The sequence below is a fragment of the Frateuria sp. genome (assembly GCF_013362045.1).
In the GTDB taxonomy this organism is placed as follows: Bacteria; Pseudomonadota; Gammaproteobacteria; order Xanthomonadales; family Rhodanobacteraceae; genus Frateuria_A.
This window is the reverse complement of sequence record NZ_JABFWW010000253.1, coordinates 1-14,276: the sequence shown is the minus strand read 5'-3', so window position 1 is coordinate 14,276 and position 14,276 is coordinate 1. Positions and strand designations below refer to the sequence as shown.

General features: G+C 68.6%; 14 protein-coding genes. 9 read left to right on the top strand and 5 right to left on the bottom strand.

The genetic code is table 11. The annotated features are described in order from the left end of the window. From HOQ08_RS12065 to HOQ08_RS12035, 7 genes are all read left to right on the top strand, one after another. On the top strand, positions 1 to 1,502 hold a 1,502-nt coding region (locus HOQ08_RS12065; protein ID WP_291195078.1), incomplete at its 5' end, for an amidase. A gap of 159 nt (positions 1,503 to 1,661) precedes the next feature. After that, positions 1,662 to 2,405 (top strand): hypothetical protein, encoded by a 744-nt coding sequence (locus HOQ08_RS12060; RefSeq protein WP_291195075.1) that lies wholly within the window; start codon positions 1,662 to 1,664, stop codon positions 2,403 to 2,405. A 212-nt stretch (positions 2,406 to 2,617) separates the two neighbouring features. Continuing rightward, positions 2,618 to 3,232, top strand: a complete 615-nt coding sequence (locus HOQ08_RS12055; RefSeq protein WP_291195072.1) for an energy transducer TonB — start codon at positions 2,618 to 2,620, stop codon at positions 3,230 to 3,232. A 111-nt stretch (positions 3,233 to 3,343) separates the two neighbouring features. Further along, positions 3,344 to 4,501 carry a hypothetical protein gene (locus HOQ08_RS12050; RefSeq protein ID WP_291195069.1) on the top strand — a complete coding sequence of 386 codons (1,158 nt, stop codon included), beginning with the start codon at positions 3,344 to 3,346 and terminating at the stop codon, positions 4,499 to 4,501. 421 nt (positions 4,502 to 4,922) lie between these two features. Beyond that, positions 4,923 to 6,503: a glycoside hydrolase family 30 beta sandwich domain-containing protein gene (locus HOQ08_RS12045; protein WP_291195066.1), complete on the top strand. Its 1,581-nt coding sequence runs from the start codon at positions 4,923 to 4,925 to the stop codon at positions 6,501 to 6,503. Positions 6,504 to 6,632: 129 nt separating this feature from the next. Next, the gene (locus tag HOQ08_RS12040) at positions 6,633 to 7,100 is read left to right on the top strand and encodes a DUF3465 domain-containing protein (RefSeq protein WP_291195063.1); all 468 of its coding nucleotides are present in this window, start codon (positions 6,633 to 6,635) and stop codon (positions 7,098 to 7,100) included. Between the two features lie 157 nt (positions 7,101 to 7,257). After that, positions 7,258 to 7,842: a DsrE family protein gene (locus HOQ08_RS12035; protein ID WP_291195060.1), complete on the top strand. Its 585-nt coding sequence runs from the start codon at positions 7,258 to 7,260 to the stop codon at positions 7,840 to 7,842. 266 nt (positions 7,843 to 8,108) lie between these two features. On the opposite strand, the gene HOQ08_RS12030 is transcribed toward HOQ08_RS12035, so the two are convergent. From HOQ08_RS12030 to HOQ08_RS12020, 3 genes are all read right to left on the bottom strand, one after another. Then, entirely contained in the window at positions 8,109 to 9,959 is a 1,851-nt protein-coding gene (locus HOQ08_RS12030) for a GGDEF domain-containing protein (protein ID WP_291195058.1), read from the bottom strand. A gap of 31 nt (positions 9,960 to 9,990) precedes the next feature. Next, positions 9,991 to 10,272: a hypothetical protein gene (locus HOQ08_RS12025; RefSeq protein WP_291195055.1), complete on the bottom strand. Its 282-nt coding sequence runs from the start codon at positions 10,270 to 10,272 to the stop codon at positions 9,991 to 9,993. Positions 10,273 to 10,409: 137 nt separating this feature from the next. Next, positions 10,410 to 11,246 (bottom strand): SAM-dependent methyltransferase, encoded by an 837-nt coding sequence (locus HOQ08_RS12020; RefSeq protein ID WP_291195052.1) that lies wholly within the window; start codon positions 11,244 to 11,246, stop codon positions 10,410 to 10,412. A gap of 110 nt (positions 11,247 to 11,356) precedes the next feature. Here HOQ08_RS12020 and HOQ08_RS12015 point away from each other — a divergent pair, with 110 nt between their 5' ends. Further along, a complete protein-coding gene (locus tag HOQ08_RS12015) occupies positions 11,357 to 12,277 on the top strand; it encodes a M14 family metallocarboxypeptidase (RefSeq protein ID WP_291195050.1) in 921 nt (306 codons plus the stop codon). A 24-nt stretch (positions 12,278 to 12,301) separates the two neighbouring features. Here HOQ08_RS12015 and HOQ08_RS12010 read toward each other — a convergent pair whose 3' ends face one another. Then, on the bottom strand, positions 12,302 to 13,138 hold the full coding sequence (locus tag HOQ08_RS12010; protein ID WP_291195048.1) for an endonuclease/exonuclease/phosphatase family protein: 837 nt from the start codon (positions 13,136 to 13,138) through the stop codon (positions 12,302 to 12,304). Positions 13,139 to 13,227: 89 nt separating this feature from the next. On the opposite strand from HOQ08_RS12010, the gene HOQ08_RS12005 reads away from it, so the two are divergent. After that, a complete protein-coding gene (locus HOQ08_RS12005; protein WP_291195046.1) occupies positions 13,228 to 13,740 on the top strand; it encodes a GNAT family N-acetyltransferase in 513 nt (170 codons plus the stop codon). Positions 13,741 to 13,753: 13 nt separating this feature from the next. Here HOQ08_RS12005 and HOQ08_RS12000 read toward each other — a convergent pair whose 3' ends face one another. Continuing rightward, positions 13,754 to 13,912 (bottom strand): hypothetical protein, encoded by a 159-nt coding sequence (locus tag HOQ08_RS12000; protein WP_291195081.1) that lies wholly within the window; start codon positions 13,910 to 13,912, stop codon positions 13,754 to 13,756. Positions 13,913 to 14,276 lie beyond the last annotated feature (364 nt).

Sequence of the window (14,276 nt, the reverse complement as noted above, 5' to 3'; positions counted from 1 at the left end):
CGCTGGAGGAGGGGCTGGCGCCGGCCACCACCTGGTTCCCGGCGATGGGGCACATGCACGTCGGTTCCGCGCACGATCGCTTCGTGCCCGCGAAGGTGCCGGCCGCGCCGCTGCCGGCGAATGACGAGGACATCGCCTTCGCTTCCGTGGCCCAGCTCGGCGCGTGGATCCGCACCAGGAAGCTCACGTCCACGCGGCTGACGAAGCTCTACCTCGAGCGCATCAAGCGCTTCGATCCGCAACTGCGCTGCGTGATCACGCTGTGCGAGGCGCACGCGCTGGCGCAGGCGGCGCAGGCCGACAAGGAGATCGCCGCCGGCCGTTACCGCGGTCCGCTGCATGGCATCCCCTGGGGCGCCAAGGACCTGCTCGACACCGCCGGCATCGCCACCACCTACGGCGCCGAGCCGTTCCGCCATCGCGTGCCGAAGGACGACGCGGCGGTGGTGCGCAAGCTCGACGAGGCGGGCGCGGTGCTGGTGGCCAAGCTGAGCCTGGGCGCGCTGGCGCTCAACGACATCTGGTTCGGCGGCCAGACCATGAACCCGTGGCTGCTGCAGGAGGGCGCCTCCGGCTCCAGTGCCGGCCCGGCCGCGGCCACGGCGGCGGGCCTGGTCGCGTTCGCGATGGGCAGCGAGACCCAGGGCAGCATCATCAGCCCGTGCATGCGCTGCGGCACGACCGGCCTGCGTCCCACCTACGGCCGCGTGCCGCGCACCGGCGCGATGACGCTGTGCTGGACGATGGACAAGCTCGGTCCCATCGCCCGCTCGGTGGAGGACACCCTGCTGGTGCTCCACGCCGTCGGCGGCCCCGACGCCGGCGACACCGCCAGCGTGCCGGCGCACCTGGACTACGAGGCTACCGTCCCGGTGAAGGGCCTGAAGGTCGGCTACTTCCCCGGCTGGATGAAGGAAGCCACCGACCTGGACCGCGCCGCACTCGAGCAGCTGCGCGCGCTCGGCCTGTCGCCGACCGCCGTGTCGCTGCCGGACTGGCCCTACGACGACCTCAACGTGTTGCTGTTCGCCGAGGCGGCGGCCGCGTTCGAGGAGCTCACGCTCACCGGCGCGGCGGACCAGATGCGCGAGCAGACGCCGGACGCCTGGCCGAACCTGTTCCGCGAGGCGCGCTTCCTCTCCGCGGTGGACTTCGTGCAGGCCGACCGCCTGCGCCGCAAGGTGGCGGCGGAGATGGCACGCGTAATGGGCGAGGTGGATTTGTTGCTGGTGCCTTCGCTGCGCGACGAGATGATGGTGATCTCCAACATGACCGGCCATCCCTCGCTCACCCTGCGCACCGGCTTCGTCGAGGTGGACCAGGTGCGCAGCGACTGGGCGCCCGACCCGGCGCACCCGCGCCCGAAGCTGGCCCGGCCGCATCGCGTGCCCTACGGCGTGACCCTGGTCGGCCGGCTGTTCGAGGAAGGCACGCTGGCCCGTGTCGGCCGCGCGCTGGAGGCGAAGGTCGCGGTGGCCGGGGAGCGTCCGCCGGGGTTCTGATCGCAAGGACAAGGACTTGAGCGGGCCGGTCACGGCCGCTCGCCCCACGCACCGCGAAAGAAGACTCAGGCGTTGCGGTGGTATCCGACGTCTCGGTCGAGCACGGCCGCCAGAAACAAGCCATGGTATGGTCTGGGCGCCGCGCAGGCGGCCCGTGGCATGACGCCGGGGGCGCCAGCCGGTGATAGGGGGAAATCTATGGACAGGATCATCAAGGGCGCGGCTTTCGCCGTGGCTCTCCTCATGCTGCACGGATGCGCGACGGCCTACGGCAAGCGCGGCATGACCGGGGGGTACAGCGACCAGCGGCTGGACGACACGCACTACATCGTCCGCTTTGACGGCAACGGCTATGCGTCCTCGGACCGGGTCTGGTACTTCTGGATCTACCGTTGCGCGCAGCTGACCGCGTTCAAGGGTTTTGCCTACTTCTCGCTCGATCGCGACGATCCGCGCCTGACCGCCAGCCGTTTCGATCCCGCTGACGGCGCCACGCTGCAGGCGGCCGTGCTGAGCGACCGCGCCGATGCCGCGCCCGTCCCGGTTGCCGGCGCGGGCACCCTCATTTTCATCCCGGGCGGCACCATCACGACCTGGCATTCGGCCGCCGTGGTGGCGATGTACAAGGACGACCTGCCTGCGAACAAGCCCTTCCTCGATGCGGCGATCGTGCTTCGCCTGCTGGGCGACTACGTCGCGCACGACGGCAAGGATTTGCCGCCAGAGCGTTATGCGGTACTGGACCAGGCGGGTTTCATGCTCGGGCCGGACCACAAGGTGGTCAACGTCCACGAGTACCTGCTCAAGCATCCCCCCGGCAGGCGGCACCTGTATCCGCTGCTGCCTCCGCCCCCGCCACGGCCAATGCCGCCTTATCTGGCCGCGCCGCACAGAACCATCTGATGGAAGGCACCGCCAGCACTCACGTCGTAATCCGTACGTACGGATGGCCACGCCGGCTCGGTAGAGGAATCGGTCTTGTGTGGTGCATGGGCTTTTCGGTGCTGGCGTACGCTCGCGGGGGGACGCCGTCGCACGCAGAAGCGGGACGGTCCTACGGCGAAGTGGTATCCCAGGCAGTGATCCTTTCGGCCACCACGCGGGGGGATGCCTATGTGCACCTGCTGTTTGGACAGGAACGCCAGGTAGCCGCGCCGGCGCGGCAGGCCTGCGGCGGCACCGTGCCAGGTCGGTCCTTCCACACGCTCACGCTGGCGGCATACGTGCGCGCAGATGGCTCGCTAGGCAACGTGCGCTTCGCGCCCGACGACAACCTGACCCGTTGCTTCGTCGGGCAATTGCAGCGCGTGAAGTGGCCTGTGCCGCCGGGTGGCGACCTGGCCGTTGCCATGCGTTTCAATGCCTCCACGGGCGAGTTGTTGAGCGTGGTTGGTGTCGATCCAACCGGCATGCCGGCCATGCCCCCGCCGCCACCCGACGCTCTCCGTGTCATATACAGCCCGCCGGCATTGCGGCCACACGCCCTTGCCGCGACCTGCCGGGGTGTCGTCGAAGTGACGCCCAGCCACGAAGGGGCGGTGCAGAAGGCTGTGGTCGTGAAACCTTGTGGCCAGCCGGGTGCCGATGCATCGGCGCTGGATGCCATTCTCCAGTGGGTCTTCATGCCGTCCGCTGGTAAGGGCAAGGCTGCGGAGCGAAGCATGCGGATACCGTTCTTCTTCCAGCAGCCGTACGGAAACCAGGCCGATGAAAGAGGGGCACGGCTGTAACCAGTCCAGGCGTCATCTGCGACACCGCATGGGACAGAGCAGACGGCTTGATCGGCTACGTCGTCTTTTCCGTGTGCTTTCTGGATCTTCCTTCCCGAAAAGGAGTGCGCCATGAAGAGAGGGGCTCTTGGGTTTCTGCTGGCCTGTTGGGCCGGGCTGGGCGTTTGCGGTGATCGGACGGGCGCCGAGGGGTTCAGGCCGGTACAGAACTGGACGGTCGATCTCTATTCGAAGGCCGGCGACGGCATCAACACCCCGAAGCACTTCCTGCGACAAGGCGACGGCACCGTGGTGGTTTTCGCGCCGGGCCAGCCGCCGCAGCCCTTCGAAGGGCTCGATCACGTGGTGGCGCTGGCGGCCAGCACCTTTCACGCGTTGGCGCTGAAGGATGACGGCACGGTCTGGGCCTGGGGCAAGAACGACGAAGGGGAGCTGTGCAGCGCGGCGTTGATCCGCCGGCAGTCCGAGCGCTACACCTCCTACTACAACAGCGACCCGACGCCGGTGCAGGTGACCGGCGTGCGCCATGCGGTGGCGATCACCACCTCGGAACGGGCGTCCTACGCGCTGCTGGACGACGGCACCGTGATGGCCTGGGGCGAAGCCGCGCAATACGGTCCCTATGGCGTCAGCCGCTGGCAGCTGCCCACGCGGCTCGGCGGTGTCGCCGACGCGGTGGCCATCTCGGGCGACATGGCGCTGCTGCGGGACGGCCGCGTGCTTGCCTGGGGCGACGGCTGGAAGGGCCGGCTGGGCAACGGCGGCACCGATACCTCCTTTACGCCGGTGGCCGTACAGGGCATTCACGATGCGGTGGCGATCGCCTCCGCCGAGGGCGGCGGCCTCGCCCTGCTCAAGGACGGCACCATCATGGGCTGGGGACGCGAGAACAACGGCCAGACCGCCTCCAAATCGGACACCACCGAATACAGCACGGTGCCGGTGAAGGTGGCCCGCATCCCGAGCGCGGTGGCGATCAGCGCCTGGTCGGGGACGAACTTCGTGCTGCTGCGCGATCACAGCCTCGTCGGCTGGGGCGACGCCCGGCTCGGTGCGCTGGCTTCCAAGGCGGGCGGGCCGCTCCATCCGGGCAAGCTTGCCGCCCTGCACGGCGTGGTCGGCGTCCAGTCGGGCGTCTTCAGCGGCATGGCGCTGCTCGCCGACGGCACGGTGATGGGCTGGGGTTCGGGCATGACCGCCCGCGTGCCCTACCACGAGACCCACGTGCCGATAAAAGTCGCGGCGCTGGGCGCCAATGCGCCGCATTAGGAACGATGCCGGGGAACCGCTTGCGTGGGCGCGCAGGCCTCCTTGGCGAGCCTGGCCCGCTCTCATTCGTTTCCCCGCACGGAATTAGCGGGGCAGGCCGGTGTGCCGGCCTGCCTTGTGCTGCCCCACGGGTGCAGCCAGGCCGGCGCCATGCGCGTACGCCGGCGACCGCGCCGGCGCTTGCGGGCTCGGCGATGCAGTGGTCCAGCGACGAGGTGAGTGGGGTCTTTCCGGTCGGGTGAGGCCAGGGGGACGGAGCCACCAAGCCGTGACTGGCTTGGCATGTTTGCTTCGTCCCTACTTTGGAACCGGCCCCGACGCTGTACTCTTCACAGGGATTGCATGCGCAAGCCCAGGGGTTTGGTTGATCGTGAGTTGTCGCAAGTGAACGCTTACGTGCGTGACGGGCTTGATGCGCGCCATGGATGAGCGCAAGGGTGTACCCATCTGGGTGGCCATCGCATCGATCACGCTGATCACCGTGCTGGCCCTGGCTTTGCCTCATGCGTCCCGCCGCAAGCCGCCGCCCGCGGCAAGGCCCGCGGCGCCGCCGGCGACGCGTCCGACGCAGCCCATCGTCGAGCTGTGGCTGAGTACCGCCGACCGCAAGCTGCGCCTGGCCCGGCAGCCGGCCATCGAGATGACCGCGGATGCGCCGCAGCCGGGCGACGTGATCATCGACACCCACAGCACCTTCCAGTCCATCGTCGGCTTCGGGGCGGCGCTGACCGATTCGTCGGCGTGGCTGCTGCGCAACCGGCTGGACGGCGCGCAGCGCAGCGCGCTGTTGCGCGAGCTGTTCGGTCCGCCGCCGGGCCTCAACCTGTCCATGACGCGCCTGACCATCGGCGCGTCGGATTTCTCGCTGAAGCCCTACACCCTGGACGACCTTCCCAGTGGCCAGGTCGATCCCTCGCTGGAGCATTTCAACATCACGCCCGACCTGCGCGAACTCCTGCCGACGCTGCGGGAGATCCTGGCGATCAATCCGCAACTGCGCATCATCGCCTCGCCGTGGAGCGCGCCGGCATGGATGAAGTCCAGCACCAGCCTGATCGGCGGCGAGCTGCTGGAGCAGTTCGAAAACGCGTATGCGGACTATCTGGTCAAGTACGTCGACGCCTTTCGCGGATACGGCATCCCCATCTTCGCGCTGACCGTGCAGAACGAGCCCGGCTTCGTGCCGGAGACCTACCCGGGCATGGAGGTTCCAGCCGCCGTGCGGGCGCGCCTCATCGGGCAGTACCTGGGCCCGGCGCTCGCTCGCCGCTCGCCCAGGCCGCTCATCCTCGACTGGGACCACAACTGGGACCAGCCGGCCCAGCCGCTGGGCGTGCTGGCCGACCCCGATGCCGCGCGCTATGTCGATGGCGTGGCCTGGCACTGCTACAGCGGCACGCCATCGACGCAGAGCGACGTCCATCGCGCCTATCCGGACAAGGACACCTACATCACCGAATGTTCCGGCGGCGACTGGGAATCGGCGGCGAACGGCGAACTGATGTGGTTCGCCCGCGACCTGTTGCTGGCCGGCATCCGGCAATGGGCGCGCGGCGTGGTGTACTGGAACCTGGCGCTGGACGAGCAGCACGGCCCGCACTCCGGCGGCTGCGACCTGTGCAAGGGCCTGGTCACCATCGACTCGCGTACCGGCGAGGTGAGCCGCAACGACGAGTACTACGCGTTCGCGCATTTCAGCCGCTTCGTGCCGCCCGGTGCGGTGCGCGTGGGATCGAGCGAACCTGACGAGGACATCAACGACGTGGCTTTCCTGGATCCTTCCGACGGATCGATCACGCTGGTGATGGTCAACAGCCACACGGATGCGCGCAGCGTCGGCGTGTCGCAGGGCCAGACGCGTTTCCGGTATACCTTGCCGGCGCAGAGCGTGGCGACTTTCGTATGGAACCCCGACCAGGCCGGCGCGTGGACACGGCAGATGCTGCGCTGGTGGAAAAAGGGGACAGGCTCGCTCTTTCGCGGCGGCGCCGGCTCCCGTTGATCCAACCCGCAGCTCGCGCGGGGCTCTCCGCTTCGCCCGCAGGGCGTGTGGCGTGGGGCAGGGCTGGCGCATCGGCGGGTTTGTGTCGGACCCTCCGCTTCCAAGGCCGGCTCGGTCGGGCTGGCTGCCATGGAACTCGCGGCACCGAACGGGTGCCTGACCCGCGGAAGACCTATGAAAAAGCTGGTGTGGGTGATCGTGCTGGTGGTGGGCGCATACGCGGGCTACCAGGGCTACGGCCCCCGCAGCGGGCCGGTGGGCCCGCCGGCATCGCCGTCCGGCGTCCGGCTGGATGCCGCGGCCGGCCATACGCAGGTGCAGGGCAGCGGCATCGTCGTGCGCATCCTCCCGGATGACACGGAGGGCAGCCGCCATCAGCGTTTCATCCTGCGCCTGCCGTCGGGGCAGACCCTGCTGGTCGCGCACAACATCGATCTTGCTCCCCGCGTCAGCGGCCTGAAGGAAGGCGACAGGGTGGAATACAGCGGCGAGTACGAATGGAACCCCAAAGGCGGCGTGCTGCACTGGACCCATCTCGATCCGGCCGGACGCCACGCGGCGGGATGGCTGAAGCACGACGGCCGCACGTTTCAATAAGCCGCGGTGGTGGGCGGCGGCCCGCCTCGCGGGCGTAGCCGCTGGCTCTCGTTCCGGCGGCCATGCCGGCGATTTCTCTGTGGCCGGCTTCGCCGCCACAACGGCGCGCGAAGCGCGTATCGTCCCGCCCACGCCGGCCACCTGAGGGAGGAAGACCATGAAGAGCATGATCCTGGGCGCTTGTGCATGGGCGGCAGCCGCCCTGCTCGCGACGGCATTGCCGGCACGGCTGGCCCGCGCGGGCGAGGCGGACGCGCCCACCACGACATGGGTGCATCCGGTGATCGCCGACTACGGCCGGGTGCACCCGAGGCCGGACGCGGCGGTGCAGCCGGATCCGGCGGCCGACTACAAGGTCTTCGTGCGCGTGACCGACGATGGCAAGCATCCGCGCGAGGCGCTGCCCGCGCTGGACCGGCTGGCACGGCTGGTCAACCTGATGGCGGAGTCGAAGGTGCCCGCCTCGCACGTGCACATCGTGGCCCTGCTGGATGGGAACGCCGCCCTGGCCTCGGCCACGGACGACACCTACCGGCACATCACCAAGGTGGCGAAGAACCCCAATCTGCCGATCGTCCATGCGTTGAAGCAGGCCGGCGTGGAGTTGCTGGTGTGCAGCCAGGGACTGGCCGAGCACAACCTGCCCGACAGCGCCGTGGCACCCGACGTGACGGTCACCCTTTCGGCGCTGACCGATTCGGTGGTGTACGGGCAGAAGGGCTACAGCCTCATGCAGCTCTAGCAAGCGCTGCCTCGCCCCTTTTCGGGACAGCAACACATCCGGGCTTCGGTCGCCATGCGGCCTGCAGCAGCGGAGCGGCCGGTCATGCGGAGCAGGCGGTAGCTTCCGCCTGGCTGCGGTGGGATTGCCGAACGGTTGGATGTCGGCCGCCTTTGACGATGCGGCATCGCTAGCGGAACGAGACGCCGGCAGGTTTATTCCGCGGGGTGCACGAAGCGCGGCCTTCGCGGGCAGCGGTACAGGCCGCAGCGTGCTCTTCGTGCAGCCTAGGGTTCGGCCGATTCGCTCGCTGCGCCGAACAGGCGGCCGCGCAGCATCGTGGCCGGGGGATGCGGCTCCTCCGCCGCATCCGGCCTGGCCGACTCGACCGTGTCGGTGTCGGCGATCACGCGGTTGCGTCCGGCGCGCTTGGCGCGGTAGAGCGCGGCGTCGGCCTCCATGCAGAGCCGTTGCAAGGCGTAGCCGCAGGTGTCGGTGGCGGCCACGCCGACGCTGGCGGAAATCGACACGGTGCCGCCGTTCATGGGCGTGGTTTCGATGGCGAGGCGGATGCGGTTGGCCGTCTGCATGCCCTGCTCGCGCGAGCACTCGGGCAGCAGGATGCCGAACTCCTCGCCGCCCAGGCGGCCGAACAGGTCGGCCGGACGCAGTTGCTGCTTGCAGATGGCTACCGTGCGACGGAGCACGGTGTCGCCCGCCGCGTGGCCGTGGCTGTCGTTGACCTGCTTGAAGTGGTCCAGGTCGATCAGCACGAGGCAGGCCGGGGCCGGCCGTTTTTCCAGCAGGCGCAAGGCGCGTTCGGCCTCGCCGATGAAGTGCTGGTGGTTGAGGATGCTGAGCAGGCCGTCCTGGCGCGCCAGCAGCTTGAAGCGCAACTGCGAGCGCTTGAGCCGCAGCAGCCACAGCACGATGAACGCCAGCACCAGCAACAGCAGCGCGATATACAGCCGGCTGGTTTCCACCGCCTTGGTGGCCAGTGCCTGCTGCAGGCGAAGGATGCTGTTTTGCTTGCTCAGCGCTTCGGCCTCCACCCGCTTGGAGAGCACATGCTGCTGGACCGTCTGGTAAGCCAGCGCACGCGCGCTGACATCGTCCAGGTAGCCCTTGTCCTGGGCAACGAACTGCTCGTAGTAGGCAAGCGCCGCCGAAGTGTCGCCGCGCCTCTTTTCGATCTTGTACAGCATCTCGTAGGCGGCCTTGAGCCATTCGTTGACGTCGCCGGGCTTGCTCATGGCGAGGGCGGCGAGTGCAGCCTTGCTGGCCTCGCGATCGTCGCCCAATTTTTCATAGGCCTCTGCCCGCTGTACCTGCACGGACAGGTTCTGGGGCTGGTATTGGCTGGTGCGGACGCTCGGACCGACCCGGTCAAGCACGGCCAAGGCCTTTTGGGGCTGGCTTTCGTTCAGGAGCAGACTCACTTGGATGAGCCACAGCGCGTCGGCGAAGACCGGTTGCCTGGCTGCATTGCAGGTTTCGATGCCGCGCTTGAGTTCCGTATCGTTGGAGGCCAGCCGGTTTCCGTCATAGAGCGCCGCCAGCCGCATGTAGAGGGGCCGACAGGGGGTTTCTCCGGGAGGCAAGGCATTCCCGGCCATCTGAGCGTATTGAACTGCCAGGTCAACCTGTCCGGCCAAGGCCAGCATCTGCGAAAGGTTGATCAGGAGGTCGAAGCGCCCTTGCGGGTCCTTGATGCCTGGCAGGGCCAGGGTGACCCGATTGGCCAACACGAAGGCTTCTTCATAGCGCCGACTGATGCTCAGGTTGCTAAGGAGCAGCGCCGATGCCTTGGCCGCTAGCCCAGGGTCGCCGGAGCCGTCGATCACCTCGCGAAGCTGGGACTCGGACTTGAGGTAGTTCCCGTGATACATGGTTTCCCACGCATCGAGATAACGCAGGTGCCATTGCTCGCCAGGGGACATGACAGGCGGTTGGCGGTGGATCTGTTCGAGCAACCGTGCGAACTGCGCATGGTCCTTCGTGCGCAGGCGCTCGGTCTGTTCCATGAGCTCGGTGGGACTTGTGGTGACCGCCCCGGCGCGGACTGGCTGCGGTGGCGCGCACCAGAGCAGGCCCGCCAGGGCGGGCCACAGCCAGAAGCAACTCTGCAGCCGGAGCATGCCGCGTGGTCCCGATCCTCGATCGCTTCCTCTACTTGGGTCGGCTAGGAATCACCGAGGTGAGGGGGTCCTCCTCATCTTCGGGCTCGGGTTCTTCTTCCTCGCGCCCGGGTGTCTGGACCACCTGTGGCACCTGGTTCAGGCGGCTGCCAAGCATCGCGTGCAACAGCGAGCTGTCTTCCTGGGTCACGGCCGCAACGAGCGCCTCTGGTGCCAGCTCGCGCTCAAGGATATGCGTCAGTTCCTCCGCCGAGGCGTGACGCAGCGAGGCGCTACGGCCGATGGTCTCCAGCATTTCGATCGCGTCTGCCATGTTCTCTCCCTACCTGTTGCGGAGGATGATCAGTCCGTAGGATGTGTGCCGTCCCACCCGCCACTCGACAAATGGCGAAGCATGGGCTGATCTTACTCGTCGTTAGAGCCGCAAATGCACCCGCTGTCATGCGCCCGTCAGGCGAGGGCGTCGGTCTTGTCCTGCCTGTCCAGGGCCTCCAGTCGCTCGTGCATGGCAAGATTCGGCTTCAAGATGCATGCCGGTGGAAGCACGATCGTTTCCTCCGGCGTCAATGTGGCCTGGGCCAGATCGCGCAGGGCCATATGGCGGATTCGTGGCCGATCGATCGGCAGGGTCGCTGCCCGATAGATGATCACTGGATGCCCGAGCGGATAATCCTGTTCGAGTAGCTCCACCAGCAGCTGGCGATACGCCGAGCCGGTCTTAAAACGCGCCAGCGAACGGTCGCCCACCAGCCCCGCCTGCCACAGCACCAGATATCCCGCCGGATCGATGCGCCGCTCGTAGAACAGCAGCTGGCTCGCCTCGAAGTGCTGGCAGCCGTAGCGGCCCGGGTCGATGCCGAGGTCGGCGTAGAGGCAGTCCTCGGCGGAGATGCCCGGCTCCATGTGCGCCTCGAAGCCTTCCGCTCGCGCCATCGCGATGGCCTTGTGCGGCGACCAGGCGAACACGCCGGGGTGCCCGTAGAACACGCCGCAGACGCGCTTGCCGGCGCGCACCTCGGCCATCATCAGCTCGACCCACTGGCGGTAGGTCTTCATGCGCGACTTGCCTTCCGCGTAGTAGGGCTGGAGGCTGCGCACGTCCGGGTGCATGCGCTCCAGCCACAGCTCCACCACGCCATCGGAAAGCGCGGCGAACACCACGTCCGCCTGCTCGATATGGCTGCGCGCCAGCGGCGTGAGATGGGAGCCCAGCGTCATCCCCAGCCCGACGCAGGCCAGGCTGCCGCGGCGGGTAACGTCGAGCGCCGGCGAAATCGGTGTGTTCATCGAGTGATAGTAGGGCAATTTTCTGGGCCCGGCAGGCGCGTCGCCTGCCACGGCTGGCCCAGCCCGATGCTAGAGTGCCGCGCTCGAATGGCCCCACAGCGAGCGACGCAATGATTCCTTCCGCCTCCTATCCGATCGGCACACCCGGCGTTCCCTGGGGCCCGGCCGAAGTGGCGGCCTGGCTGGCGCGCCAGACCCGCCAGCGCAGCTACGAGGCCGACGTGTTGCGCGCGGTCGACGCCCTGCGCCCGCGCTTTGACGTGATCCAGTACGGCCGCCTGGACTACTCGCCCGACAGCTATCCGCTGCTGGCGATCAGGAGCCGCAGCTGGCGCGACGACCTGCCGTGCGCGCTGGTGACCGGCGGCGTGCATGGCTACGAAACCAGTGGCGTGCACGGGGCGCTGGAGTTCCTCGACCGGCACGCTGCAGGCTACGAGGGCCGAGTCAATCTGCTGGTCGCGCCGTGCGTGAGTCCCTGGGCCTACGAGCGCATCCACCGCTGGAATGCGCTGGCGATCGACCCGAACCGCTCCTTCCGCCCGGACAGCCCGGCGCCGGAGTCGGCCGCCCTGCTGGGCCTGGTCGAACCCTTGCGCGAGCGCGTGCTGGTGCACATCGACCTGCACGAGACCACCGACACCGACGAGTCGGAGTTCCGCCCGGCGCTGGCCGCGCGCGATGGCGTCCCTTGCGTCCCCGGCGAGATCCCCGACGGCTTCTACCTCGTAGACGACGAGGAGGCGCCGCAGCCGAAGTTCCAGCAGGCGGTGATCGAGGCGGTGGCCAGGGTCACCCACATCGCGCCGGCCGACCGCGACGGCCAGATCATCGGCTCGCCGGTGGTGGCGCCGGGCGTGATCCGCTATCCGCTGCGCCGGCTGGGGCTTTGCGCGGGCATCACCGATGCGCGCTACAAGACCACCACCGAGGTGTATCCGGACAGTCCGCGCGCCAGCGCCGAGCAGTGCAACGCGGCGCAGTCGGCAGCGGTGTGCGCGGCGATCGACTACGCGCTGGCGCACGGCTGAGCGCCGGCGCAAGGTGCCGCCGGCTCAGTGCTTGGCGGACTCCCACTTGAGGACGGTGACCACCGGGAAGTGGTCGGACGGATAGCGCTTGCCCTCGTGGGTGGTCACCGTGTCGTAGCGCATCGGCGTGAAGCCGCGCACCAGGATCCAGTCGATGCGCCGGTCGGGCGTGCCGGTGAAGTCGTGGAAGGTCGCCTCCGGCCCGCGCGGGTGTGCCACGGCCTCGCGCGCGTCGCGCAGCGCCCCGGTCAGCACGCCGTGCGCCTCGCTGGACGGATCGGTGTTGAAATCCCCGGTGAGCACGACCGGCGCGCCGGCCGGCAGCTTGGCGATGCGCTCGCGGATCTCCTGTGCGGCGCGGTTGCGCGCGTAGGTGTCCTGGTCGCGGTAGGGGAAGTGGGTGTCGTAGTAGTAGAAGCGGCGCCCGCTGCGCAGGTCCTCGAAGTGCGCCCAGGTGACCATGCGCGGCAGCGGGTGGCCCCAGCTGATGCTGCCGGGCACGTCCGGCGTGTCCGACAGCCAGAAGTTGCCCGAGTCCAGCACGCGCAGCCGGTCGCGCCGGTAGAACACGCCCATGTGCTCGTCGCGGTCGCCGCCGTAGCGGCCCTCGCCGAACCAGGCATAGGCGGGCAGCTTGCCGACGAGGTAGTCGCCCTGCAGCTTGTAGAGCTCCTGCGTGCCCATCACGTCGGGATGCTGCTCGCGGATGGTCCTGACCATCAGGTCGCGGCGCGCTTCCCAGCGGTTGGGGCCGTCGCTGGCCAGCGGCAGGCGCACGTTGAAGCTCATCACGCGCAGCGTCTGCGCGGGCAATGGCCCGGCCAGGCCGAGCGCGGCGATCAGGGCGAGCCACAGGCGCATGGGATTCTCCGGCAGGGGCGGGATGGTCGGGCCTGCGACAGGGTAACGTGTGCTGGCGCGACGTGGCGCCGGACATGCGAGGAAAAACGATGGGCGAACTGAAGACGGCGCGGCTGCGCATCCAGCCGCTGACCCTGGACGACGATGCATTCGTGCTGCGGCTGCTCAACGAGCCGAGCTTCGTGCAGCACATCGCCGACAAGGGAGTGCGCGACCTGGAGGGCGCCCGCGCCTTCCTGCGCGACGGGCCGCTGGCCAGCTATGCGCAGCACGGCTTCGGCATGTGGCGCGTGGCGCTGGCCGACACGGGCACCGCCATTGGCATGGCTGGCCTGCTCAAGCGCGACTATCTGGACGGCATCGACGTCGGCTACGCCTTCCTGCCCGAATACACCGGCCAGGGCTACGCGCTGGAGGCGACCCGCGCAATCATGGAGCACGTGCGCAGCCTGCCCGGCGTGCGCCGCGTGCTGGCCATCGTCAACCCGGACAACGCGCGCTCGATCGGGCTGCTGGGCAAGCTCGGCTTCGAGCCCGATGGAACGGTGCGCATCCCGGACTCGGGCAAGCTCGTCCGCTTGTTCGCCGCGGCGTTGCCATAGCGCGGTGGCGCGCTCAGTGCTTCTTGCCGCCGTGGTCCTGCTTGTTCACCGTCGCCCAGGCGATGCGCTCGGCGCTGTCCTGCGACTTGCCTTCCTTCTTCTCGCTCTGTTCGATGTGGTGGGCCTGGCGCTTCTGCTTGTCCGTATAGGAGGACTTGTCACCCTTGGGCATGGCATGGCTCCGCGGTGGGGGAGCCCGGACGCTAGCGCGCCGGCAGTGAATGCCGGGTCGCCATCGGCCCCGGAGCAGGCGCACAGACGCGTGCCAGCTTATGGGTGAGCTTGCTTGTCCCCGCACGCGACCGCCTCCACCATAGAGGCATCCGCACCGCTTCGTGTCTTCCATGGTCTTTCTGTTCCCTGGCCCGGCGATGGCTGCCCGGCCATTGCGCCTGTCCGCGCAGCACCGCCATGCCGGCCCCGTCCTTTCCGTTCGCCTGATGCGCCCGCCGCGGCGGACGGCCGGGAGGCGCGCGCATGCGTAGGTGGCTGCGCCCGCTCGGCCTGGGCCTGGCCGGCATCCTTTGCGTCGGCCT